Origin of the sequence: Paenibacillus tyrphae, from assembly GCF_000722545.1 — a bacterium.
In the GTDB taxonomy this organism is placed as follows: Bacteria; Bacillota; Bacilli; order Paenibacillales; family NBRC-103111; genus Paenibacillus_G; species Paenibacillus_G tyrfis.
The window spans coordinates 1-1525 of record NZ_JNVM01000088.1 but is presented as its reverse complement, the minus strand read 5'-3'; the positions used below and the strand labels follow the sequence as shown (position 1 = coordinate 1525).

The window sequence follows — 1525 nt, the reverse complement described above, 5'->3', positions numbered from 1 at the left end:
TGAACTGCACCCCGTCAAGTAGACAGTACAAATAACAAAAGCTTTTAAGCGGCCTTGATCCTAAATTCCATTGGACTGAGGCCGTTTAACTTCGCCTGTAATCGTTCATTGTTATAAAAGTAGATATAGGTCTCGATGTCTTTCTTCAGATCCTCGAATGTAATATAGGAACGTAAATAATACCTCTCGCACTTTAGAGTTCCCCAGAATGCTTCCATTGGCCCATTATCAATGCACCTACCAACGCGAGACATGCTCTGGGTGAGTTTCCCGCCAAATAACCTTTTGAACTGTGAAGAGGTGTATTGAAATCCCCGATCACTATGAAGCATCGGCTTGCTTTCTGGTGCTGCTCGTAAGGCAAATTTCACGGTTTGAAATACAAGGCCATTGTTGTTGGAGTGCCCTAATACATAGGAGACTACAGTGTTATCATGGAGGTCTAAAACGGCGCTCAGGTAGGCCTTCTGCCCATTCCCGTATTTCAATTCCGTTACATCTGTCAGCCACTTCTTGTTTNNTCCGTTGCTTGATTTGTCGGCGCAGATGAAGGGTTAAGCGACGGTATCCGTAAATGCCCCCAACCTTCTCATGAAGAACAAGCATGGCCTCTATAAGCTCCTCATTTTCTTGTTCACGCAAACTAGGTTTGTGGCTTAGCCATTTATAATAACTTGACCGTGGGATCTCGGCAATCTCACACAGCAGTTGGAGGCTAAAAGCCCCTTCCTGCTGAACGGACTGGATAGCTAAGTAAACATGTTCCTGTCGGTGCCCACTTAACGTCGCCTCCTTTGCAATTCCTGTAACTTTTTTAAGAATGCATTCTCCGCTCGAAGTCGTTCATTTTCATACTCCAGTTTCTTCATTGCGAGCTTCTGGTGATCCGCTTCAGTTAACCCTTCAGCTGCCTTTTTTCGCCCTCGACCATCCTGTAATGCATCCTGGCCGCCAGCTTCATACTTTTTTACCCATTGGAACACTTGATGGTAGGAGACCTGATACTGCTCCGCGGCCTTCCGGTAATCATGTTGATGTGTAAGACAGTAGAGGACGATATCGATTCGTTCCTGCCACGTTGTAGAGCGACCCTTTGTCATAGCTCTTGCTCCTTCGTTATCCGATTTAAAGCTGCTATGACTATTATACTTGTCAATCCAACTCTTGAGTTGGGTACGACTAGCAATTTTGTATTTATCGATGATTTCGTATTGAGAATATTGACCCGAGAGATAGTCGTGAACAGCTCGAAGTTTAAGTTCCACGGAGTAGCTGCTTTTACCCGTTCGGATTTCTAATCCTTCCATCCCGTACAGTTCATAGCGATGTCGCCATTTCACCAAGGTATTGACACTAATGTTGTACCTTTGGGCAACTTCCGCTCGGGTCCCAGCGCCTTCTTCCCATTCCTTAATAATCGTTAATTTCTCTTTAGCGTTATATTCATTCTTTTTGGCCAAAGAAAACTCCCCTTCAAGCAGACAGTTTATTTATTTAACCTGTCTACCTAAAGGGGAGCATATCA

At 44.5% G+C, this 1525-nt stretch carries 2 protein-coding genes; both read right to left on the bottom strand.

Annotation, left to right across the window (positions count from 1 at the left end; genetic code table 11):
• Positions 1-44: 44 nt before the first annotated feature.
• The gene (locus tag ET33_RS40815) at positions 45-548 is read right to left on the bottom strand and encodes an IS3 family transposase (protein WP_081890654.1); all 504 of its coding nucleotides are present in this window, start codon (positions 546-548) and stop codon (positions 45-47) included.
• 231 nt (positions 549-779) lie between these two features.
• Entirely contained in the window at positions 780-1460 is a 681-nt protein-coding gene (locus ET33_RS35875; RefSeq protein ID WP_036694134.1) for a helix-turn-helix domain-containing protein, read from the bottom strand.
• Between the last annotated feature and the right edge of the window lie 65 nt (positions 1461-1525).